The organism is Terriglobales bacterium, assembly GCA_035651655.1.
GTDB lineage: Bacteria > Acidobacteriota > Terriglobia > Terriglobales > Acidobacteriaceae > DASRFG01.
This window is the reverse complement of record DASRFG010000023.1, coordinates 440,090-461,025: the sequence shown is the minus strand read 5'-3', so window position 1 is coordinate 461,025 and position 20,936 is coordinate 440,090. Positions and strand designations below refer to the sequence as shown.

Below are 20,936 nucleotides of genomic sequence, written 5' to 3'. Positions count from 1 at the left end.
CCGTCACAGCACATCGTGATGAGGCTCACGGGGATGAAGGTCACCAGTTATGGCGCCGAATTTGAGGGGGGCAGAGATAGCGGTTACTTGCTTGCGGTTTCCTTCAGCCGTTCGAGAAGGCCAGCCGCCAAATCCATCATGTCCTGGTCCACCATGCGGCTTTGGCCAACCGCCTCAGCCAGCGGAACAGAGACTATCTTGTTGCCGCGCAAGGCGGCCATGCTGCCAAACTCCCCGCTGTGGACCATATCAATGGCGCCGATACCATAACGGGTGGCCAGTACGCGGTCGAAAGAGCTGGGCGAACCGCCGCGTTGGATGTGTCCCAGCACCACCGCACGTGTTTCGAAGCCCGTAAGCCGCTCCAGTTCGCGGGCCACCGTGTTGCCGATCCCACCCAGCCGGGCATGCCCGAATTCGTCCGTCCCCAGATCGCTCACCACCGGGGTGCCATGCTGGGGATCAACGTCGCTGGCAAATCGCGCGCCTTCGGCGACCACGACGATGCTGAAATAACGTCCGCGACCGTGCCGCAGTCGTATGCTCTCAGCCACTTCTTCAAGATCGAAGGGCTTCTCGGGAATCAGGATCACATCGGCGCCACCGGCAATGCCGCTATACAGAGCAATCCAGCCGGAATCACGGCCCATGACTTCCACCACCATCACCCGGTTATGCGCTTCGGCTGTGGTGTGCACACGGTCAATTGCGCTGGTCGCAACGTTCACCGCCGTATCGAAGCCAAAGGTGTAATCAGTACCGCTGAGGTCGTTATCAATGGTCTTGGGAACGCCGACAACTTTGGCGCCCATTTGGTGAAGCTTCAGGGCTACGGAGATGGTATCGTCGCCTCCGATAGCGATGAGCGCATCCAGTTGGTGCTTGCGGATATTTTCCAGGCAACGTTGGAGTCCGTGCTCATGCTTGGAAGGATTGGTGCGAGAGGTACGCAAAATGGTGCCACCACGCGGAAGAATACCGCCCACGCTTGAAAGGTCGAGAGGCTCGGTTTTGTCTTCGAGAACGCCGCGCCAACCTTCCAGATACCCAAGGAACTGGTCGTCGTAGTGGAAAACTCCCTTGCGTACTACGGCCCGTATAACGGCGTTCAAGCCGGGGCAGTCACCGCCACCAGTGAGAATGCCAACCTTCATCTCCGCTCCTACGGCGCCGGCACAGGCCAGCGCGATGGGTCAGTGTTGTTCGACCCAGACCTTACCAGTGGCAGGAAGATAATTAGACTAACACAGTCGTTCTGGATGTTTGAATGCCAGAAAAGCTCATTCCGCAGAGTGAAAAAAGGCCGCCCGAAGGCGGCCTGGCTATGCTGAAATTTAAGTTAACCCACTCACTGGGCTGTAAGCGCTGCTCGCATGAAGCCCGCGGGATCCGAGTCCAGACCTGCCCGGACTCCTCCGTGAGTCTGCAAGAACTGGTTTAACTGCGGATGGCTCGCCAAATAATTTGGGTCTTTAGCGAGTGCGGGGTTCTTGGACAGCTCAGCATTCAGGTTCGGATGCGCTTGCAGGAACTGATGGAAGTTGTGCAACGCGGTGTTGCGATCCTCAGTGCTCGAGTACCCGGTTTCTCCATGCATGAAAGCCGCAGGATTGCTCTGCAGACTCGCTTGAACCCCACGATGGGTCTGGAGGAACTGGGCAAGAGCGGGACGCTGGCGCAAGTAATTAGGATCGTTCACCAGTCCTGGATTTTGAGTCAGCTCGGCCCGAATGTTCGCATGGGCGTCGAGGAACTGGTCAAAATTGCGCAGCTCGGCCTGGTTGTAATTTGGCGCTGCTGCTTGACTGGAAGCTGCAGCTGGCTGGGCTGGCGCCGAGGTGCGAGCGGCCTCCTCGGTTTTCGTCTTGAAGGTCTCAACTCCACTCATGACCTTTGTCCCAGTGCCTTGGGACTGAGCCGACTCGACCCGATAGTAGTAGGTCGTATTCGGCTGCAGGTTCTTCAAGTAAACCCGGTGGGTGTGTCCACCCCACGGCTGCTGGGCAGAATGGTCAAGGTTATTGGGAGAGGTACCATACTTCAGAACCGTGCTGGCGTTCTCGTTGGTGGACCAGGCGATCGTCGCCTTGTCGTCGCGTACGTCCTCCAACACCGGTCCGTTGGTCAGCTTTACATTCCCCCGTTTGGCCTGATCATCTTTATCTTTATTCTGGGTCTGTTTGTTCTTGTTGTCACGGTCCGCGTCCTGTGTCTGTTTGTTCTTGTCATCGCGGTCAGCGGAGTTCTGGGCCTGAGCCACTGTCCAGTATCCGCAGGCAATGATTAACGCAAAAAGCGCAATTCTGCTCCTCATAAATTCGAGCCTCCCTGCTGTGTCGCCGATGTACGAAGGGCGTTAAAGGTGAGATGCCCGTGCTAGTGGACGGGTGGCCATTATCCCTGACGTAAACGGCGCATTCCAGCTACTCAGGAGAGAGTTGCTGTAACCCATGAAAATGGGCCACAATACTGGCGGAATGAGCTCAGCCAAGCTGCTCAATCGGATGTTTCGCACCTTGACCGCCGTGCTGCGCGAGATCTTTGACGAGTCGGCCTACGCTCGCTTCCTGCGCCGCCATGATTTGGCGCCCTCCCGAGAGGCTTATGCTGCGTTTCTGAAAGAGAGCGCAGTTGGCAAATCTCAGCGGGCAAAGTGCTGCTAGCTCGCTACTAAAGTCTTGCCAGCGGTTCGGCTCGGTTGATGCCGAATTCCACCCCGAATTTTGAAAATCACAAACCCTGGGATTCTTACGCCAGTGCTAAACTCTCTCCTGATGCGGGTCCTGGGAGTTGACTGCGGAACCGAATACACCGGCTACGGCGTGGTAGAGCAGTCTGAAGACGGCGAGCTTCACTGCCTTTGCTGCGGAGCCATCCACGCCAGTCAGCGCGATCCGCTGCCGGTACGTTTGCGAATCATATTACAGGGGTTGGCAGAGTTGATCGAACAGCACCGGCCCGATGCCGCCGCCATCGAAGAGGTGTTCTACGCCGTTAACGCGAAGTCGGCCTTGAAACTGGGCCAGGTCCGGGGGGTGGCAATGCTGGCCGCTGCCCAGGCGGGTTTGGAAGTAGCGGAGTATGCGCCACTGACCATCAAATCGGCGGTGGTAGGCTATGGCCGGGCAGAGAAATCGCAGGTCCAGAGCATGGTGGCTCGACTGCTGCGTTTGGGCTCACTGCCCGAGCCACCTGATGCTGCCGACGCTCTGGCAATCGCGATCTGCCACTTGCATACCTCTGCAACCCTGTTGCGCCAGGCCGCAGCAAACAAATAGACCGGGTTCGATGACACCGATGAAGCCATTGCGCGTGACCGTGCTGGTTGTACTCGCTATGCTTTTGGGGCAGCTTGGTTCCTGGGCACAAGCTGCAGAACGCGAAACGAATGGCCCTACTATCGGTTTCTCCTTCAACTTACCCGGATCGGAGCCGGGCACCTACTCGTTCGCAGTGCAGTCAACAGGAAAGGCGACCTATCGCTCCAACTGGGGTGCGGGCCAAGACGGCACGCCAGAAGACTCCTACTCCACCAAATTCGAGTTATCAGCTCCCACCCGAAATCAAATCCTCGAGCTAGCCAAGCGCGCGCATTATTTTCAGGGGGATTTCGACTATCACAAGGGAAACCTGGCGAATACCGGTACCAAAACTCTCTCCTATACAGATGAGAGCAGGAAATTCCAGACCAGTTATAACTACACCACCAATGCTGCCGTTCAGGAGCTGACCCGAATTTTCGAGGGGATGTCGGCTACTTTGGAATTCGGCCATCGCCTCGAGAAGCTCTACTCTCACCAGAAGCTGGGGCTGGAGGAGGAACTCAAACGCATGGAGGACATGGAGAAAAACGGTCAATTGGAAGAGATTTCGGCGGTCGCGCCCCTGCTCGAGAAAATCGCTCATGACCCGTCGGTGATGCACATCGGCAAAGAGCGCGCCCAGCGGTTGCTCCGCGCAGCAGGGCTACAAGCCGGTCTCAGAACCACTGACCGATAGCTCGAGAGCTCAAACTTCTACGACTCCGATTGCACCGCAAGCGTACAATTAGCGTCTAATAGAGTAGGAGAACGTAGGGGGTGTTATGTCAATACAGCGAATAGGCATCGTGCGGCTTGCACTGGCACTGCTGGTCTGCATTTTGTTCGCGGTGTCGGCTTTCGCTGACTCCCAAGTGCGGATTGTGCGTCTCAGCGACCTCGAAGCCGAGGTCCAGATCGACCATGGCACGGGTTATGAAAAAGCCATCCGCAACATGCCTATCACTCAGGGCGTGCGTTTGTGGGCTAAAGAGGGCGGATTGGCGGAAGTAGAGCTGGAGAACGGAACTACGGTTCGGCTGGCGCCTAACACTATTATGGAATTCCCCGAGCTTTCGCTCAGAGATTCAGGCGCGAAGGTGAGCGCGATCGTGCTCAAGCAGGGTACCGCCTATTTCAACATCAATAAAAGCAAACATGATGAATTCCAAGTAGCGTTTGGCCACGAGCAGGCCACATTGAAAAACAATGCCCGCTTCCGTGTGCAGCTTGGGGACGCCAAGGCGGAGGTATCAGTCACCAAGGGCGATGTGCACTTCGTTGGACCCTCCGGTGACGTGAAGATCGGCAAGAACAATACTGCCAGCTTCGATTTAGCGAACCAGGACCGCTACACGCTTGCCAAGGGTGTCTCTCCTGAGCAATACGACGACTGGAACAAACAAGAAAACCAATATCAGAACGACTATGCCTACCGGAACTCGGCGACTGGCTCCTGGCCTTATAGCTACGGCTTGAGCGATCTTAACTACTACGGAAATTACGCATATCTGCCTGGATACGGCTTGATGTGGCAGCCCTTCTCCGCGGGCGCAGGTTTCGATCCCTTTGTGAATGGTGCTTGGAGCTGGTATCCGGGGTTAGGGTACACCTTCGTTTCCGGTTATCCATGGGGTTGGATGCCCTATCGCTACGGCAGCTGGGCTTACGTTCCCGGATTTGGTTGGGGATGGATCCCAGGGGCCTTCAACAGATTTAATACTGTTCCGGTGGTCATCAACCCTCCGGCCGGTTTCCGCCCACCCCAGCCACCAGCGATTGCCGGGATCAACAGACGTCCGACCATCCCCGTCAGACAGGTTCCAGACGCGGCCGGCGTGTCCCTGCGCGGACGTGAAGTGGGACCCGGACTCGGCGCGGCAGCCAGGGGACGGACCCTTACAGGGCCGGCAATGGTGCATGGTGCCCCCATAATCTCCGGACGCCATGGCCAGGCCACGGTTGCCAGACCTGGCGTTTTTGCATCGCCGGGAATGGGCCGAGGCTCATTTGCTGGACGTGTCAATTCGGGGGGCAGGGCTACTTCGGTGGGGCATTCGATGGGCGGAGCAGGAAGGTCCGGCCCCATGGGCGCGAGCGGCCAGGGGCGAGTTTCAGCTCCTCCACCATCGCACCGCTGATTTCAGGTGAACATCTCCAACGGGCGACCCATTGGTCGCCTTTTTATTGGATAACGATTCCGGCGTAGCCGACGACTGAGGAACGGTCGCCGGAAATATCTCCCGACGTCGCATACTTCACAAGCTTCGCGGAAGCGGCGGCCAGACGCTTGCTCGCGACTAACATCGCTACCGTCGGGCACGAGCCACACATGGTGATCGCTTCCCTGAATACCACGTCGTAGAGCCCTTGCGGATCGAGCGCCAGCACCTTTTCAATAGCTTTTCTGTCTTTTTCGCGAGTGGTGCTGTCGTCCTCGTAGTGATTCATGTCACTGGAGGAGATCAACAGCACTTTTTCTTTCTCTTCACTTAACACTCCGGCCAGTCCTTCGCCTAAGGCATGCAGTATTTCGTATTGGCTGGTCCCCACTGAGATGGGGACAAAGCTAAATTCCGGCGTTGCCAGTTGCAGAAAGGGGAGTTGCACTTCGATGGCGTGCTCGCCGCGATGGGCAATAGCGTCCTCTTTCAGATACGGGCAGGCATCGCAGAGCTGCTCGGCAAGTCGGGAGTCAATGGGCGCGCACCCAAGCGGCGTCTGCCAGGCGCCGGAGCGCATGATTGCCAGCGGGCTCCCATGACCGGTGTGATTGGGACCGAGAACTATGAAGCGCTGCGGTAGCTCCATGGCCGCATACACCGAACCCGCGACATGTCCGGAATAGATATAGCCGGCGTGAGGAACCACACATCCCAGCGCGCTAATCTTTTGTTCCGAGAGAGAAAAAAATGATCGAAGGTCGCGGCTGAGCGCTAGAGGGTCGCGAGAGTAAAAGTGACCGGCCACCGCGGGCTGTCGTACGGTGGTACTCATCATCTATCTCAATCTGCGGGCGCGGCCTGTAACTTGCGGAAGAGGCCGGCCATCTTCTCCAGGGAGAGCGCTTCTGCCCTGCTGCTGGGTTGCACTCCTGCCTGGCGCAAAGCTGTTGTTAGAAACTTGGAATCGTAACGCGACTTCAAATTATTCCACAACGTCTTGCGCTTCTGCGCAAACGCCTGCTTAAGGAAATCCAGGAACTCTCGTTCGGGTACCCGCAAGCGCTCCGCCTGCGGAGCCATGGTAAGCCGAACCAACGAGGAATGCACCTTGGGGGGTGGGGAGAACGCTCCCGGAGGCAACGTGAATACTAATTCCACCCGGGAATAAAGCTGCGCGGTAGCAGAAAGCAGCCCGTACTCGCGCCGACCGGGTTTAGCGGCCAAACGCTCGGCCACTTCGCGCTGCACCATTACAACGAGGGTTTCAAACTGCTGGGGGAACTCGAGCAGGTGAAGCAGAATGTCAGAGGTGATGTAGTAAGGGAGATTACCCACCAACCGCACTTTGGTAGGAGTATGCACGATCCCGGGACGCGTGGAACCGGGGCGAGGGCCAAGCAACGTGGCAAAGTCAATGGCCAGGACGTCGCCCTCGATGATTTCAACATTGGGCGTGCCGGAGAACTGCATGCGCAACTGCGCCGCCAGAACACGATCGAGTTCGATGGCGATCAACCGGCGCGCGCGCCGGGCGAGAATTTCAGTGAGAACGCCGCGTCCGGGGCCGATTTCGATCACGGTTTGGGCGGACAAATCGCCAAGGGCTGCTACGATGCGCTGGGCTGCGTCCTGGTCAGTCAGGAAGTGCTGTCCCAGTTTGGGCCGTTGGCCGCGACGCCGGGATTTTGTCACAATTGCATCAGAATTTGTGCTCTTGGGCACGTTGACCCTCTTTCACTCCGCGATTTAGACTCGAGCTTCACCTCGTGGGCTACCGGCGCAAGCGGTCGTGCATCAATTCTGGTGCAGGACGGCAGAGGTGCGCGGGCAGGTCTGCGCAGTCTCTGGAGGTTTCTGTTCATGCACATTTCGTTCGCCGCTTCGGAATGCGTTCCCTTTTCAAAAACCGGCGGTTTGGCCGACGTGGTAGGCGCTTTGCCGCCAGCCCTGGCCTCGCTCGGACACCGGGTCACAGTTTATCTTCCGCGCTACCGGCAGACGAAATTGCCAGATGCCAAGACGGTGTTGCGCAGCATCACTGTTCCCTTCGATGATCATCACCGGTTCTGCTCTTTGCTGGATGGCGGGGTGCACTCCGGAGTGCAATTCTATTTCATAGAATATCCGCCTTTTTTTGACCGCGAAGCATTGTATGGAACCTCCATTGGCGATTACCGCGATAACGCCGAGCGCTTTGCGCTGTATAGCCGTGCTGTCCTGGAAGCCTCCAAGATTCTGGGTGTGCCCGATGTTTTTCACTGCCACGACTGGCAAGCCGCGCTGATTCCCGTGCTGCTGAGGTCGGTGTATACCGAAGATCCTGCCTTTCACGATGTGGGGACCGTTTTTACCATTCATAACATGGGATACCAAGGTCTCTTCCCGCCGGAGATTCTGCCTTTGCTGATGCTGCCCTGGGACTTGTTCACCATCACCAAGATGGAATTCTACGGGAATGTGAACTTTCTTAAAGGCGCGCTGACTTCTTCTGATTTCATCACCACGGTGAGCCGGAAATATAGCCAGGAGATCCAGACAGCAGAATACGGCTTTGGGCTGGAAGGCGTGCTACGCGCCCGGTCGGGGACAGTAAGCGGCATCCTGAACGGTGTGGATTACAACGAGTGGAGTCCGGAAAAGGACAAGCTCATCATCGCGCATTACTCGCCCAGCGACCTGAGCGGTAAGCTGGCGTGCCGGCACGATCTTCTCAGCCAATTTGGAATCAGCAATGGCAGCACCAGCGTGCCGGTGATTGGGATCGTTTCGCGCTTTGCGGCACAAAAAGGATTCGATCTGATCTCGCAAATCGCGGACCGCCTGGCACGCGAAGAGATGATCGTGATTGCCCTGGGCAGCGGCGACAAGGAGTACAACGATCTGTTTCTACGGCTGAATAAGCAATACCCTCAGAAGTTCGCCGTGAAAATCGCCTACGACAACACCCTCGCCCACAAAATTGAGGCGGGCTCGGACATGTTCCTGATGCCTTCTCGCTACGAACCGTGTGGCTTGAACCAAATCTACAGCCTTAAGTATGGGACAGTGCCTGTAGTGCGTGCTACTGGCGGCCTTGACGATACCATCGAGCCTTGGGATGCACGTACACGCAAAGGCACCGGTTTCAAGTTTAGCGAGTACAGTGGAGAGGCGCTGCTTGCCACTATCCGTAACGCCTTGCAGGCCTATCAGGACCGCGAAAACTGGCAAATCCTGATGCGCAACGGTATGGCCAAGGACTTCTCCTGGAATGCTTCGGCGCGAGAATACGTGCGGGTGTACGAACGAGCCCGGCAGCTGAAGAGCCTGAACACGAACGGACAAACATTGAGTCTGGTAGGAGCATAGAGCACATGATCACTAAGATGGCGATTGCAAGTGCACTGGTACTTATCACCACCGCGGCCCTTGCTCAGGAGAAGAAAATCAAGCGCTCGGACTTGCCACCGGCGGTTCAGAAGGCGGTAGTTAGGGAGAGCCGGGGAGCAAAAATCCGCGGATTTGCCGAGGAGAAAGAAAAGGGCCAGACCTATTATGAAACGGAACTGCTGGTCGATGGCCACAGCAAGGATGTCCTGATGGATAAGGACGGAACAGTAGTGGAAGTCGAGGAACAGATTGCACTCGATAAACTGCCCCCGGAAGTGAAAGAGGGATTACAGGAGAAAGCTGGGAAGGCAAAGATCTTGCAAGTAGAAACCCTCACTAAGCACGGCCAAGTTGTCGCCTACGAGGCCCAAATCTCAAGCCACGGGAAAAAGTCCGAGGTCCAGGTGGGTCCTGACGGGAAGCCGCTGGCGCACGAAGAATAAGCGCTGACCGTCAGTTGTCGGACGTAAGCAGTTCATGAAGTCTGGGTCTGCGTCCGCCGACTCTTAAACCAATAAAAGACAGGCACTCCCGCCAGAATCACCGCCGTTCCCATGGCGGAGTTCAGCAGGTTTGCGGCGAAGGTGTAATAGAGCAGGAACGCGGCGGCTGCAACGAACAATGCCGGGACCAGAGGATATCCCCAGGTACGATAAGGTCGCGGCGCGTCAGGATCGCGGCGGCGAAAGACGAATACCGTACTGGTCGCGATCATGTAGAAGAGCCATTCGGCAAAGATGGTGAGCGAAAATAGCTTCTGGAAACTCCCCACTACTAATAACAACATGATGCTGAGCACCGCCTGCACAATGATGGCGAAAGAAGGCGTGTGGAAACGAGGATGTACCTCCGCCAACGCTTTGAAGAAGTAACCATCACGCGCGACCGCAAAAGGAATGCGCGCCCCGCTCATGATGGTGCCGTTCAAAGCCACCAGCATGGCAATGGCCATGCCAATGGATACAATGCGCGCGCCCCAAACCCCCAGCGCCAGGGCGAGCGCTTCGGAGGCAGGTCTTGGCGAAGTAGCAATCGAAGAAGCCGGAAGGACGTATTGCACGGCTGCATTCACGAGCATATACAGCACCGCCACGAGAGCGACTCCAACAATTAAGCCGATGGGAATGTTTCGCTCCGGCCGGCTGACCTCGCCAGAGACCATGTTGAGATCGTTCCAACCGTCATAAGCCCACAGGGCAGCCACCATTGCGGCCATGAATCCGGCAATGCCCCCAGTTGCGCCCGGATAAACCGTCTTGAAATTTGTCCAACTGCCGTCGGAATAACTGAAACACGCAAACAGGATCACAAAGATGATCAGGACCTTCAGCGCGGTAAAGACAAGTTGAAAATCGCCTGCCTTTTTTACGCCGATGTAGTTGATGCCCGAAATCAATATGGCGCCTGCGATCGCAACGAATTGGCCGTAAGTAATTGGAAGTGGAAATGTAATTACGTTGTGCTCAAAAAAAGAAAACACAGAGAACGTGCCCAGAATACGTACCATTCCAATGGTAAGAGACCCGATGGAGCCAGGTTTGGCGATCACGAACCAGGTCCAGGCATATAGAAATCCGGGGAGCGGCCCGTAAGCGTCGCGCACGTAAATGTACTCCCCGCCGGCTTGCGGCTTCATGGCGCCAAGTTCAGCGTAAGTCAGCGCGCCAAAAAACGAGAGTAGACCGCCGGTAATCCAGGCCAGATAGACCAATTTGGCTGAACCCGCCGCGCGCATCATTTCCGCAGGAACAAGAAATACACCGCTGCCGATTACCGTGCCCACAACGATGGAGACGGCGTGGCCTACGCCGAGTTCGCGTACCAATTCGGGTCGCGCCGCGAGAGAGGACGTTTTAGAAGCAGCTGGTGGCATGGTTATCGACTCTGGGAGCTGGCGAAACGATGCTGGCAATATACCCGATGGCGAAGGTTACCGCGGTACCAATCACCACGTACCAGGTCCAGGGAACGTGGGTGAATTGCCAGACCCAGACTTCAACGGCGAATCCGCAAACCATTCCCAGCATGGCGCCGCGCTCATTGGCACGCCGCGTTAGCAGCCCGAGCAGGAAAATTCCCAGCATTGCGCCATATGCGACAGAAGCGATGGAGAGGCCGACTTCCAGCACACGTCCACCCCGGCGAGAGAGCAGTGCCAGGAGAAATAGCACAACCCCCCAGGCGAGCGTAGCTGATCGAGAAACCGCGAGCCGGCGAGCTTCGCTGGTTTCAGGATGCCGGCGTAGATAAAAATCAACGATCGAACTCGATGAGAGAGAATTCAGGGCGGCACTGAGGTTCGACATGGCTGCCGCCAGAATGGCTGCGATCAGCAGGCCGGAGATCCCCCCCGGCATGTGAGTCACAATAAAAGTCGGGAAAATGCGGTCGGAACGGCCAAACGGAACTGCCGGAGGAGACTGCCGATAAAAGACAAATAAAGCGACACCCACCAGCAAGAACAGCGTGAATTGAAACAGAATGGCGATACCGCTTGAAAGCAGCGCCTTCTGCGATTCTCGCTTGTTCTTGGCGGAAAGCAGACGCTGCACCATGAGTTGATCGGTGCCATGACTGGCGGTGGTCAGGAATGTCCCACCGATGATTCCTGCCCAGAACGTATAAGTCCTAAAGAAGGTCGGCGTGAAATCAAAGATGCGCAGCTTGTCGAATGAAGCGGCAGTCGTGTGGATGGTGGGCCAGCCGCCGGGTACCAGATGGAGCAGGGTGACAAATCCAACCAGCGTGCTGCCGATGTAGATCGCCATCTGAACAACATCCGTCCAGATGACGGCTGCCATGCCCCCTTCAAAGGTGTAAATCAAAGTGAGCAGCGTGATGATGGCGATGGACGCAATCTCGCCGGTCCCGATTGCAATGCCGATCACAATCGAAACCGCGAACACGCGCACTCCTTCGGCGGCGGCGCGGGTAAGCAGAAAAAGTCCCGCTGCCACCGAGCGCAGGCGCGGGCCAAAGCGGCGCTCAATGAGCTGGTAGGCGGTCAACATCTCCCCGCGAAAATAAGCAGGAATAAAAATAATGCTGATGATGATGCGGGCGATTAAATATCCGAATACCACCTGCAGGAAGGCGAGATTGGTGTCATAAGCCAGGCCGGGAATGCTGATGATGGTCAGCGTGCTGGTTTCGGCTGCGACAATAGAGAGCGCAATCGCCCACCACGGGATGGTGCGGTCCGCCAGGAAGTAGTCGCGGAGCGAGCGCTGGCGCTTGCGAAAACGCAATCCAAACAGGGTGACCCCCGTGAGATACAGCGTGATGATGATGAGGTCCAACCGGTCGAGCCGCATGCTTGTTGCCGTCCATTACATGCGTTGAGGGGGCAGCACGAAAGTAGATAGTTGGTTTCGCGGATGGACGCGGAACCATCATGGCACAACCCGCTACGAAGGAGGTTCTGCCAGGGGGAATTTCTCCTGGGACGCATTAGCGCCTATGTTACAACTAACTCCGTGGCAATCTTCGTCGGCATTGATGGTGGCGGCACCAAGACCACGTGTCTGGTGGGAGACGAGGAAAGAGTATTGGCCGCCGCTAGTTCCGTGGGCAGCAACCCAATTCGTGTGGGCGAGGAGCAGTCTCGTAAGGCGCTTCAGGCGGTAGTGCGTAACGCCTGTGCCGCAGCCAAGGTTGACCTCGCAAGCGTGTCGCGCACTTGCATTGGGTTGGCCGGAGGAGCGCGTCCGGAAGTAGCTGGCCGGGTAGGCTCTATCGTTGCCGAATATCTCGCAGGAGAGATCGTGGTAGTAGGAGACATGGTAATCGCGTTGGAGGCCGCTTTCGAGGGTAAGCCCGGAGTGATCGTGGTGGCTGGTACGGGCTCGATCGCTTACGGCCGGAACCAGCGTGGACAAACCGCGCGCGCCGGCGGCTGGGGTTACGTCATCTCCGATGAAGGCTCAGGACACTGGATTGGTCGTGAAGCAATTTCCGCCGCCATGCGTGCGCACGATACTGGGGAGAGCGCGCTACTGGTCAGCAGCATCATGAACTCCTGGCACCTGGGGACGCGCGACGACGTCGTGCGCACCGCTAATGCCATTCCTCCGCCAGATTTTTCCAGTCTGTTTCCACCCGTCCTGGCGGCCGCCGCGAGTGGTGACCCGCTGGCGCGCACGGTGCTGACCCGTGCGGGCAGTGAACTGGCGGAGTTGGCAAAAATCGTGATCGGGCGGCTTTGGCAGCTTGATCAAAGCTTTGGCGTCGCCATGGCGGGCGGAGTGTTCCAGAATGCTCCAATCGTTCGGCAGGTATTTGCGAACAGTTTACATTCCGAATATCCCCGGGCGGTCCTGAACCCCACCGTCGTACATCCGGAGCATGGGGCGTTGTTCTTGGCCCGGCAAGCCAGGCGTGAGAGTACCAGCACAGCATCGTGAGCGACCTACTGGACAACAACGGGAAAACGGCGGCGGGACAGACTGGCGGCCAAGACGACTTGGAGTCGCGCGTCCTCGGCCAGTCCATCGCTGAATTAAAAGCGCTGGCGGCAGATTCCCGGCTGACGGAAGACCTCGCCCTGGCCATGCTTTCGCGCCGCGACCTCACGGCAGAGATCATCGAGACGCTTACAAAGAATACCGCCGTGATGCAACATCGCCGCGTGCACTTTGCGGTGGTTGCCCATTCCAAGACGCCCCGTCACATCTCGGTTCCGGCGGTACGTCAGTTGTACGCTTTCGAGTTGATGCAACTGGTGCTTTCGCCAGCCGCCCTGGCAGACATCAAACGCGCCGCCGAAGACGGGATTATTTCCCGGCTGGATAAGATCACACTGGGAGAGCGGCTTACACTGGCCAGACGCGCCTCCGGTCGAATTGCGGCGTCCTTGCTGCTGGATCCCGACCGGCGGGTTACGGAAGGTGCGCTCGACAATCCGTTTTTGACAGAGGTGCTGGTCGTGCGCGCTGTGCTCCAGGAGAAGGCCTCGCCCGCGCTGGTGGAGATGGTGTCTCGCCACGCGAAATGGTCAGTACGGCGCGAAATTCGAATCTCTCTGGTACGTAGCCGCAAGACAAAGCCCCTGTACGTGGCTGAGTTTGTGCGTAGTTTTCCCTCCGGTGTTTTGCGCGATCTGCTGAAGGACTCGCGGCTTCCTGAAAACGCAAAGGATTGTGTGAAAAACGAGTTGCAGAACCGGACCGGCGCCTAGCAATCAACTATTGAGGTTTCTCCTGAGGAATGAACCTCTGGTAGTTGTTCTTTGCGGCAGAAGGCAGTTCTTGTGCGCGTCCGGTTCGAATTGATTCTCGCGCTGCGTCCAGTATTTCCATTACCTGCACATTCAGCCAGGGCGAGACCGGATCTTCGATCGCTTTGTTGTTGCGAATATGGTCTACAAAATAGGCGATTGGATTGCTGTTCTCATGAGGAAGAGCGGCGAGCGTGACTGGACGACCATCAGGAGCATCATCATTGTTGTCCTCGGCGGCAGGGCGGTAGAAAAGATCGCGCGCTCGCGCCAGTAGGCTGCCCTTGGGACCAAATACCTGTACCTGTCCAAGATCGTAGGGCCAATTCCATGATGCTTGTAGGATTGCGGTCGCGTCCGGATAATCGAGCACGATCGTGGCCTCGTCATCCACCTGATTATGCTGCTCGATCTTGAGCTTTTTTGCGGTGGCATAAACCCGCGTCGGACGGCCCTTCAGCCACAAGGCCCATTCTGCGCCATAGCAGCCGAAGTCTATTACTGCTCCGCCACCATTTTTGACCGGGTCATAGAGCCAGTCGGCAAATTCTTTTGAGACCCCAATTTCTTTTGGTCCCTGATGCCCGTACTGCACCACAATTTTCCGTACCGCGCCGAGCTGGTCTTCGTGGACGCGACGTGAAATCTCGTGACTTGGCGCAACCCAGGCATTCCAGTAATTCACCATCAGCTTAATGTTGGCCTGTTTTGCCAGCCGCTCCATTTCACGGGCATCGGCAGCATTGGTTGCCATGGGTTTTTCGGTGGAGTAATGGATGTGGCGTTTGGCACATTCGCGCAGGATTGCGGCGTGCTTGTCGTTTTCTGTGGTAACAATCACAGCTTCAGGCTTTGCCTCGTCAATCATCTTGATGTAATCGGAATAGAACTTCACGCTGGCCGGAACCTGTGATTTGGCTTTTTCCACTAGCTCCGGGTGGGCGTCGGCAATCGCGATCAGTACGGCATCGGGTTCGCTTGCAATGTTCTTCAGAATGTCCCAGACGTGATCATGATCCAGCCCCACGATCGCCAGGCGAGTTTTACCCCCTGCCGGAGGGATCTGGCCGGCGGCCAGCGCTAAGTGGCAAAGGGCAGCGACGAACAACCCGTAGAGCAGGGCAGTTTTGAGCATGGTAGTGGCTCCTTGGGAAAGCCGCTTATGGTATCCGATGGCCAGCAAAAAAAGCGAATTTAGGGGATATCAAAATCCGTAGCGCGACTGGACGCAGGCCTTACTTGCTTGCTTGCATCTGGTCGGCCAGCCGAGCGACCGCCGCCACATCGAAGAAGTCGGCGAGGCCTGCATGGCCTGCGAGGGTTTCTCGCTCTTTTCCATTCACTAGTATCTTCACGCGTGTGATCGCGGGAGCATTAGCGGACAAGGTTTGTACCAGGGAGAGCACGGTCAATTCCTCAGCCAGCACTCCGGAGCGGTGCCCGTCAGCCAGCGCGGTGTTCATATCCACAACCGCCAGATTTCCATTGATAACGTAAACTTCATTCACGTCGCTGCCGAGTGGCAAACTATGGGGAGAGTCCTTTTCATCCATCCTGGCAATGAGCGCCCGCAGCAGTTCGCGAACTCGGGGCGCCGGATCTGTTGGCAAGGGCAAAGCTTTGTCTTCACGGCGGAGCACGCCCTGTTGATCATCGGGAACAAATAAAGTCACGTGCTCTGTGGGTCCGGCGATCGGCGGGGGCACTGGACGTTGGATTTCAGCTGACGACGGGGCGATCTGCGCCGCATGGTGCTTCAGGGTTCGCAGGTAAATGCCCGTGATGAGTAGGGCAACTAGCAAAAGTCCGGCCGTAATCTTCAGATGGCGGGGAATCATGGGACGGCCTGCGTAGATTGCGTGGGGGGTTGGGTTAGAACGGAGTGCGCTGCGGCCACTCCGGTGGCTACCGCGGCGGCGACCTGCTCTTGATATGCACCGGTGTTGAGCGCGCCCACGTCTGCGCCTGGAGGCGCGACCTCAACTCCCACGGCGGGCAATGCCAAACTATTGAGGGGCGGCAGGGGCGCGGAGAGAAATCGCGCAGTCACCTTGGCTTTCCCTATCTCCGTAGCTATGGCCGCCGCTATGTTTTGGCTGGCACCCAGAAAGGGAGACTGGCCCGCTTCCCAAGGCAAGAACCGACCGCGCTGGACTGCGCTGGGAGGCAGCAGAGCGCTGTAAATGCGTACGCCCGTCCCCAAAGTCCCGGCGTGGATGGCAACATAGATTTGGGCTCGTGAACTGTTGGCCATTACCGCGCGCTGCTCCAGAGTCAAATCCACGTCGGAATCACGTAGCAACGTGGTACTGATCCCTCGAGATCGCAAATTGCGCTGCAAAAGGCGAGCGATGCTCAAGGTGACGTCCTTCTCAGCCAGAGTCTCCGTCAACGCTGCTCCTCTTTCTGAGCCTCCGTGGCTCGGGTCAATGACCACCGCCGCAGGCTGAGCTGGCGCTGTTGGTTGTGCAGGTGTTACTTGTCCGCCCTGCGTCGGCGAAATCTGTGTAGGAATGGCAGGTGCCGCGGATCCTTGTGCCGGCGGAGCCAAAGCCGCAGGTGTAGAGGCCACTGTGGCTATGGTGATGGTCTTCCGGTCGGAGCTAAAGCGGGCCATAAGCGCCTGATTGCTGGGAATGCTGATCTGGGCCGCTCCGTTGTTTTCAAAAAAGCTGAGGGACGGAATCGTCTTCCCGCCCAAGGCGAGAGTGTTCGGACCAGTTTGAACGACAGGGTCACGCTGGAACACCATGCGCAGTGCGCCGGGCTCAGTGGAGATGGTCGGATTCACCGCTGAAGAAAAACTGAGCACTAGCTGTTCGTTCGGGCCTCTTATCAGTTGGGCCGCGAATCGTGTAGCCGCGTTGCCGATGAACAGGCGGTGTCCGGATTCATGCAGCTGAACATTTTGGTCGAGCAAGCGCGGTAGCAGGTTCGGCAAAGAGGAGATTGGAATGATCCCGCGCCCCGAATCCAGATGGAATGCTGCGGTAAGGTCGAGACCGTGTCCACGGATTTTGGCGCGAGTACTACCGTCCTCAAACTCTCCGTCAACGCCATTGAAGCGCAACCGCCACTTTCGGCCGTCAAGGTTTGAGCTAACGCTCCCGAGTGGCGCCAGGGCCTCCTGCAAGCCCACGTAGTCTTTGCCGTCGCGCTGAGTCAGGTTGAGGGAGAAGCTGCTTTGACCTGTATAAATTGAAAGCCGTTGCTGCTGAGCGACAGGAGCAAGGGACAAGAACATTAACAACCAAACGTAGCTAACCGGCGCCAGCTTAATCGAGCGCATACACGGTGAGTCCGCTGAGAAGCTTGGGATAGAAATCGGTGGATTTTTGTGGCAAGACTTGCCCCGCGAAAGCAACATCACGTACCTGCTCCATTCTTGCTGGATTCATCAGGAAAGCAATATTCGCCCCGTCATGCACTCCCCGCATGGCGTCAGCTGCCTCCCGCAAGTAGGAAATATTTTGCTGGTTGCGAATGGCTTCTTCCGAAATGCCAAGCACATTCTCCAGTAACACTTTGTGCAATTGCACCACATCGAGTTGTTGCTGCAGAGTAGAGAACGCATTGAGAAGGGAAGCGGCGGCTCCGGGCCGCGCCCGCAAAAGAAACACTTTCCGGGCTGTCACTGCCAAAAATGCCGTGCCCTTCATTCCTGCTTCGCTCAACAAAGAGGTGGCCCGCTTCGGTGAGAGCTCTACAGACACGTCCTCGAGATCAAAATATCGGCTCGCGCGCTGGAAAAATTCCTCCGCGTTGAATGAGGCCAGGCTGTGTACCACTCTATGGGTAGGCAGGATCACCACACCTTCGCTCTCCATGTTCACGAACGTCATCATCACAAAGTCATTCGGATGGATAGCATTTCCGGGAGTGCTCGCGGCTTCCGCCCGCCGCTCGTTACGGTACGTCAGTGCGGTCTCATAACGGTGGTGACCATCGGCAATGATCAGCTTCTTGTCAGCCATTTTGGTGCGGAGCGACTCGAGAGTGCTGGGCGCAGATATGCGCCAGACACGGTGAAGCACCCCGTACTCGTCCCGGATATCGACATCCGGCGGTGCATCGCTGTTCAGCAGGGTCTCGATTCCTCGTGTCGAATCCCTGTAAAGCATAAAGATTTGCCCAAAATGGGCGCGAGTGGCGCGTAGGAGTTGCAGTCGGTCGGCTTTGGGCTTGGCGAGGGTCTGTTCGTGCCGGAAGACGACCCCTGCGTCATAATCCTCGATCTTCCCCAGCGCGATGAAGCCCCGGCGCTCATATTCCCTGGCGCCTGCGGATCCGGTCACGGTGAAGCGCTGCGTATAGGCATAAATGGAGGGCTGAGGGTCCTGGAGGAATATGCCTTCCTTGCGCCATTGTTTAAAAGCTGCGGCGGCCCGGCTGTAAACATTGTCTTGTTCGTTATCGCCTGGGTCGGTTCGTCCCAGAATAATGCGCACAAGATTGAAGGGATTGGCCTTGTAATACGCCTCTTGCATTTGGGTAGTGATCTTGTCGTAGGGCTGGGTAACTACATCGGGGAGCGGAACGCGGGCAGGGTCATAGCGCAGGGCACGAAAAGGAGCAATGATAGCCATAAGTTACGGAATCTTTGGATTGTAACAAGAGAAAAAGCAAAACTTTTCGCGCCGGGGAAACATCATAACCAGAGGACCCTCTGGTATTGGGTTCTTACTTTGAAGTGATGTCGGCTGTGATAGTATCCCCGATTAAAGAGGAAATTATGGCCCGCAAAAGTCGTAACGGGCGCGGGTCATCTCGCCCCAGCAGGACGAACACGAATAGATTGTTCTCGCTTCCGGTCCAGGGCAAAGCCAGGCCCCTGCTGTTGTGCTTGATTTGGGCCTTCGCGGTCAGCGTTTTTCCAGAGGCCAGGGGGCAAACGGCTACTAATGCGGACGAAGTCCACGTAACCCCTCGAGTTGATCCTGCCAAGGTTACAGCGCCCCCGGTTCTTGATCCTGCGTTGAATACCCACACACGAGCGCTGAAGAAAGATGTCGACCTGGTACTGGTTCCAGTCACCATTACAGACCCGATGAACCGGCTGGTCACAGGGCTGGACAAGGAAAATTTCGCCGTATTCGAGAACAAGGAAGTAGAAGAAATTCGCCATTTTTCCAGTGAAGACGCGCCCATATCCTTGGGCGTGATTTTTGACATGAGCGGAAGTATGGGGAATAAGCTGGACAAGTCGAAAGAGGCGGTGGTTGAGTTTTTCAAGACCGCGAATCCGCAAGACGAATTTTTCATGGTGACTTTCTCGGACAAGCCCGAGGTGATCGCGGATTTCACTCAATCCGTTGAAGACATACAAGGCAAGCTGGTTGAGACTTTTTCCAAGGGCCGGACCGCACTGCTGGACGCGATTTACCTAGGCATCAGCAAGATGCGCAAGGCCAAATATGAAAAAAAGGCGTTGTTGATCATCTCTGACGGCGGCGACAACCACAGCCGCTATACCGAGAACGAAATCAAATCAATGGTCAAGGAAGCCGACGTTCAGATTTATGCTATCGGGCTTTTTGATTTGAGTCCCTCGACCCCGGAAGAACGTTCCGGGCCGGAGATGTTGGCCGAAGTCACCGATGTCACGGGCGGGCGTACCTTCAACATCGGAAATCCCAACGAACTCAGTGATGTAGCCACAAAAATCGGCATCGAACTACGCAACCAATATGTGCTTGGCTACCGTCCAAAGAAACCAGTGCACGATGGCAAATGGCATAAAATCAAGGTGAAACTCATACCACCCAAGGGGTTGCCGCCACTGCATGTGTATGCCAAGACGGGTTACTATGCGCCATCGGAATAATCGTTTCCTTGCCTTTATTGCTCTGTTTTTAGCGTTGGGTACCTGGGTTAGCGCGCAAAATGCGCCCAACACCGCGCCACCGCCTCCTTCGGGTCCACCAGCGCCACCTCCTCGCAGCACGCCTCCGGCAGGCAGCCAGGTCGGGTCAGGCCAACAAGGCCAACCGGAGGGTGAGAACAACGGGGTTTATGTATTTAAGGCGCGAGTGGAAGAGGTGGTTTTACATGCGACCGTCTACGACTCTAAAGGCCGCATGGTGACCAATTTAGACAGGGCTGCGTTCCAGGTTTTCGAGGATGGCGTGCCGCAGAACATCACCTCGTTCCATCGCGAGGACGTTCCGGTTGCGGTCGGAATCGTAATTGATAATTCCGGTTCCATGCGCGATAAGCGGCCGGCAGTCAACCAGGCTGCCGTCAATTTCGTGCGCGCCAGCAACCCGCAAGACGAGGCTTTTATCGTTAATTTCAACGACGAGTACTATCTGGATCAGGACTTCACGAACAAGGTCCCCCAGCTCCAGGAAGCACTGCAGAAGATTGATTCCCGCGGTGGTACCGCGTTGTATGACGCTATAGTCGCCTCTGCCGATCACCTGAAGAAAAATGCTCGTTTGGACAAGAAAGTCATACTGGTGGTCACCGACGGAGAAGACAATGCCAGCCGCGAATCGCTGGAGCAGGCAGTCCGGCGCTTGCAGGCGGAAAACGGCCCGACCGTCTACACCATTGGCTTGCTTGGCACTGAAAAACAGCGCCGAGCTCGCCGCGCGCTAGCCACAATCGCTGAAGATACCGGCGGCGTGTCATTCTTCCCTAAAGATTTGAGCGAGGTGGACGCCATTACCCAGGAAGTGGCGCACGACATCCGCAACCAATACACCATCGGCTACAAACCCATTCGCCCCCAGAGTCAGGGTGGATACCGCTCCGTCCGTGTGGAGGCGAAGGCCAAAGGCTTTAACAAACTTCAAGTGCGAACCCGAACCGGGTACTACGCGGGGACGGCCCGCGCGGCCAACTAGGGCCAAACACCCCTTCAAGTAGCGTCGTGATCGAGTGGTC

Annotated in this window: 20 protein-coding genes; 10 read left to right on the top strand and 10 right to left on the bottom strand. The window is 56.8% G+C overall.

What is annotated here, in order from left to right:
- Positions 1-83: 83 nt before the first annotated feature.
- Together VFA76_10455 and VFA76_10450 are read right to left on the bottom strand one after the other, a co-directional pair.
- On the bottom strand, positions 84-1,154 hold the full coding sequence (locus VFA76_10455; GenBank protein HZR32257.1) for a 6-phosphofructokinase: 1,071 nt from the start codon (positions 1,152-1,154) through the stop codon (positions 84-86).
- Positions 1,155-1,348: 194 nt separating this feature from the next.
- Complete coding sequence (locus VFA76_10450) at positions 1,349-2,314, bottom strand: fibronectin type III domain-containing protein (GenBank protein HZR32256.1); 966 nt, start codon at positions 2,312-2,314, stop codon at positions 1,349-1,351.
- Positions 2,315-2,450: 136 nt separating this feature from the next.
- Between VFA76_10450 and VFA76_10445 the strand changes: the two genes are divergently transcribed.
- From VFA76_10445 to VFA76_10430, 4 genes are all read left to right on the top strand, one after another.
- A complete protein-coding gene (locus VFA76_10445) occupies positions 2,451-2,663 on the top strand; it encodes a hypothetical protein (protein ID HZR32255.1) in 213 nt (70 codons plus the stop codon).
- Positions 2,664-2,774: 111 nt separating this feature from the next.
- Positions 2,775-3,278, top strand: coding sequence for a crossover junction endodeoxyribonuclease RuvC (gene ruvC, locus VFA76_10440; GenBank protein HZR32254.1), 504 nt, complete (start codon positions 2,775-2,777; stop codon positions 3,276-3,278).
- A gap of 19 nt (positions 3,279-3,297) precedes the next feature.
- On the top strand, positions 3,298-3,999 hold the full coding sequence (locus VFA76_10435; protein HZR32253.1) for a hypothetical protein: 702 nt from the start codon (positions 3,298-3,300) through the stop codon (positions 3,997-3,999).
- 85 nt (positions 4,000-4,084) lie between these two features.
- Positions 4,085-5,440, top strand: coding sequence for a FecR family protein (locus tag VFA76_10430; GenBank protein HZR32252.1), 1,356 nt, complete (start codon positions 4,085-4,087; stop codon positions 5,438-5,440).
- Positions 5,441-5,483: 43 nt separating this feature from the next.
- Here the strand turns inward: VFA76_10430 and amrB are convergent, their stop codons facing one another.
- Positions 5,484-6,296 carry an AmmeMemoRadiSam system protein B gene (amrB, locus tag VFA76_10425; protein ID HZR32251.1) on the bottom strand — a complete coding sequence of 271 codons (813 nt, stop codon included), beginning with the start codon at positions 6,294-6,296 and terminating at the stop codon, positions 5,484-5,486.
- Positions 6,297-6,304: 8 nt separating this feature from the next.
- On the bottom strand, positions 6,305-7,186 hold the full coding sequence (gene rsmA, locus VFA76_10420) for a 16S rRNA (adenine(1518)-N(6)/adenine(1519)-N(6))-dimethyltransferase RsmA (GenBank protein HZR32250.1): 882 nt from the start codon (positions 7,184-7,186) through the stop codon (positions 6,305-6,307).
- Between the two features lie 138 nt (positions 7,187-7,324).
- Here rsmA and glgA point away from each other — a divergent pair, with 138 nt between their 5' ends.
- Positions 7,325-8,812, top strand: a complete 1,488-nt coding sequence (glgA, locus tag VFA76_10415) for a glycogen synthase GlgA (GenBank protein ID HZR32249.1) — start codon at positions 7,325-7,327, stop codon at positions 8,810-8,812.
- Positions 8,813-8,817: 5 nt separating this feature from the next.
- Entirely contained in the window at positions 8,818-9,276 is a 459-nt protein-coding gene (locus VFA76_10410) for a hypothetical protein (GenBank protein HZR32248.1), read from the top strand.
- Between the two features lie 32 nt (positions 9,277-9,308).
- Here VFA76_10410 and VFA76_10405 read toward each other — a convergent pair whose 3' ends face one another.
- Both VFA76_10405 and VFA76_10400 read right to left on the bottom strand, forming a co-directional pair.
- Positions 9,309-10,706, bottom strand: coding sequence for an amino acid permease (locus VFA76_10405; protein HZR32247.1), 1,398 nt, complete (start codon positions 10,704-10,706; stop codon positions 9,309-9,311).
- A complete protein-coding gene (locus tag VFA76_10400) occupies positions 10,687-12,147 on the bottom strand; it encodes a sodium:solute symporter (protein HZR32246.1) in 1,461 nt (486 codons plus the stop codon). The genes VFA76_10405 and VFA76_10400 overlap by 20 nt, the downstream gene beginning before the upstream one ends.
- 162 nt (positions 12,148-12,309) lie before the next feature.
- Between VFA76_10400 and VFA76_10395 the strand changes: the two genes are divergently transcribed.
- Positions 12,310-13,236, top strand: coding sequence for a BadF/BadG/BcrA/BcrD ATPase family protein (locus tag VFA76_10395; protein HZR32245.1), 927 nt, complete (start codon positions 12,310-12,312; stop codon positions 13,234-13,236).
- Positions 13,233-14,009, top strand: coding sequence for a hypothetical protein (locus VFA76_10390; GenBank protein ID HZR32244.1), 777 nt, complete (start codon positions 13,233-13,235; stop codon positions 14,007-14,009). Before VFA76_10395 ends, VFA76_10390 begins: the two co-directional genes overlap by 4 nt.
- Positions 14,010-14,016: 7 nt before the next feature.
- Here VFA76_10390 and VFA76_10385 read toward each other — a convergent pair whose 3' ends face one another.
- The 4 genes from VFA76_10385 to VFA76_10370 all read right to left on the bottom strand — a co-directional run bounded on the left by VFA76_10385 (position 14,017) and on the right by VFA76_10370 (position 18,634).
- Positions 14,017-15,183, bottom strand: a complete 1,167-nt coding sequence (locus tag VFA76_10385; GenBank protein ID HZR32243.1) for a Gfo/Idh/MocA family oxidoreductase — start codon at positions 15,181-15,183, stop codon at positions 14,017-14,019.
- A 100-nt stretch (positions 15,184-15,283) separates the two neighbouring features.
- Entirely contained in the window at positions 15,284-15,886 is a 603-nt protein-coding gene (locus VFA76_10380; GenBank protein HZR32242.1) for a GerMN domain-containing protein, read from the bottom strand.
- On the bottom strand, positions 15,883-17,337 hold the full coding sequence (locus VFA76_10375; GenBank protein HZR32241.1) for an N-acetylmuramoyl-L-alanine amidase: 1,455 nt from the start codon (positions 17,335-17,337) through the stop codon (positions 15,883-15,885). Before VFA76_10375 ends, VFA76_10380 begins: the two co-directional genes overlap by 4 nt.
- A complete protein-coding gene (locus VFA76_10370) occupies positions 17,324-18,634 on the bottom strand; it encodes a DUF1015 domain-containing protein (protein ID HZR32240.1) in 1,311 nt (436 codons plus the stop codon). The genes VFA76_10375 and VFA76_10370 overlap by 14 nt, the downstream gene beginning before the upstream one ends.
- 146 nt (positions 18,635-18,780) lie before the next feature.
- On the opposite strand from VFA76_10370, the gene VFA76_10365 reads away from it, so the two are divergent.
- On the top strand, positions 18,781-19,872 hold the full coding sequence (locus VFA76_10365; GenBank protein ID HZR32239.1) for a VWA domain-containing protein: 1,092 nt from the start codon (positions 18,781-18,783) through the stop codon (positions 19,870-19,872).
- Positions 19,856-20,896, top strand: coding sequence for a VWA domain-containing protein (locus VFA76_10360; GenBank protein ID HZR32238.1), 1,041 nt, complete (start codon positions 19,856-19,858; stop codon positions 20,894-20,896). The genes VFA76_10365 and VFA76_10360 overlap by 17 nt, the downstream gene beginning before the upstream one ends.
- Positions 20,897-20,936 lie beyond the last annotated feature (40 nt).

What these genes read in the sequence shown, in the direction of transcription:
- VFA76_10455 (HZR32257.1), bottom strand. Translation starts at nt 1,154, where the DNA reads ATGAAGGTTGGCATTCTCACTGGTGGCGGTGACTGCCCCGGCTTGAAC.
- VFA76_10450 (HZR32256.1), bottom strand. Translation starts at nt 2,314, where the DNA reads ATGAGGAGCAGAATTGCGCTTTTTGCGTTAATCATTGCCTGCGGATAC.
- VFA76_10445 (HZR32255.1), top strand. Translation starts at nt 2,451, where the DNA reads ATGAAAATGGGCCACAATACTGGCGGAATGAGCTCAGCCAAGCTGCTC.
- ruvC (HZR32254.1), top strand. Translation starts at nt 2,775, where the DNA reads ATGCGGGTCCTGGGAGTTGACTGCGGAACCGAATACACCGGCTACGGC.
- VFA76_10435 (HZR32253.1), top strand. Translation starts at nt 3,298, where the DNA reads ATGAAGCCATTGCGCGTGACCGTGCTGGTTGTACTCGCTATGCTTTTG.
- VFA76_10430 (HZR32252.1), top strand. Translation starts at nt 4,085, where the DNA reads ATGTCAATACAGCGAATAGGCATCGTGCGGCTTGCACTGGCACTGCTG.
- amrB (HZR32251.1), bottom strand. Translation starts at nt 6,296, where the DNA reads ATGAGTACCACCGTACGACAGCCCGCGGTGGCCGGTCACTTTTACTCT.
- glgA (HZR32249.1), top strand. Translation starts at nt 7,325, where the DNA reads ATGCACATTTCGTTCGCCGCTTCGGAATGCGTTCCCTTTTCAAAAACC.
- VFA76_10410 (HZR32248.1), top strand. Translation starts at nt 8,818, where the DNA reads ATGATCACTAAGATGGCGATTGCAAGTGCACTGGTACTTATCACCACC.
- VFA76_10405 (HZR32247.1), bottom strand. Translation starts at nt 10,706, where the DNA reads ATGCCACCAGCTGCTTCTAAAACGTCCTCTCTCGCGGCGCGACCCGAA.
- VFA76_10400 (HZR32246.1), bottom strand. Translation starts at nt 12,147, where the DNA reads ATGCGGCTCGACCGGTTGGACCTCATCATCATCACGCTGTATCTCACG.
- VFA76_10385 (HZR32243.1), bottom strand. Translation starts at nt 15,183, where the DNA reads ATGCTCAAAACTGCCCTGCTCTACGGGTTGTTCGTCGCTGCCCTTTGC.
- VFA76_10380 (HZR32242.1), bottom strand. Translation starts at nt 15,886, where the DNA reads ATGATTCCCCGCCATCTGAAGATTACGGCCGGACTTTTGCTAGTTGCC.
- VFA76_10375 (HZR32241.1), bottom strand. Translation starts at nt 17,337, where the DNA reads ATGCGCTCGATTAAGCTGGCGCCGGTTAGCTACGTTTGGTTGTTAATG.
- VFA76_10370 (HZR32240.1), bottom strand. Translation starts at nt 18,634, where the DNA reads ATGGCTATCATTGCTCCTTTTCGTGCCCTGCGCTATGACCCTGCCCGC.
- VFA76_10365 (HZR32239.1), top strand. Translation starts at nt 18,781, where the DNA reads ATGGCCCGCAAAAGTCGTAACGGGCGCGGGTCATCTCGCCCCAGCAGG.
- VFA76_10360 (HZR32238.1), top strand. Translation starts at nt 19,856, where the DNA reads ATGCGCCATCGGAATAATCGTTTCCTTGCCTTTATTGCTCTGTTTTTA.